Genomic DNA, 653 nt, shown 5'->3' on the forward strand with positions numbered 1-653 from the left:
CTCAGGTTCAGGCTCAGACACACCCCCGGGCAGCTCCTCAGGTTCAGGCTCAGACACACCCCCGGGCAGCTCCTCAGGTTCAGGCTCAGACACGGGCTCAGATACAAATTGAGATACCTCCGGTTCATCCCCGGCTTTTTCCACACCGGCCAATGCCTGATCCTCCGCAGATTCCCCTTCTCCGGTCGCAACCGGCACCAACGGAGTTTCCTGCACCAATGTATCAGGTGACAATTCCAGGGGTTCCTCGTCATCGACACCTTCGACCGGCAAGGGAGGCGCTCCTCCAGCCTCGCCCGCATCCAGGGCTTTTTCCTCCTCCGGACCACCATCCTCAGGCAATGCTTCCCCGGCCAGAGGCTCTTCACCAGCCAAGTCGCCCTCCTTCAACTCCAACGGCTCCTCGCCAGCCGGTTCCCCTTCCTTCAATTCCAGGGACTCTTCACCACCCAGGTCGCCCTCCTCCAGCTCCAAAGGCTCCCCGCCAGCCGGTTCCCCTTCCTTCAACTCCAACGGCTCCTCGCCAGCCGGTTCCCCTTCCTTCAATTCCAGGGACTCTTCACCACCCAGGTCGCCCTCCTCCAGCTCCAACGGCTCCTCACCAGCCAGTTCCCCCTCCTTCAACTCCAACGGCTCCTCGCCAGCCAGTTCCC

Annotated in this window: 1 protein-coding gene; it reads right to left on the reverse strand. The window is 62.2% G+C overall.

Translation table 11 applies throughout. From position 1 onward, the window contains the following. On the reverse strand, positions 1-653 hold a 653-nt coding region (locus HQL65_20585; protein ID MBF0138631.1), incomplete at both ends, for a hypothetical protein.

This window comes from Magnetococcales bacterium (assembly GCA_015228935.1).
GTDB lineage: Bacteria > Pseudomonadota > Magnetococcia > Magnetococcales > DC0425bin3 > HA3dbin3.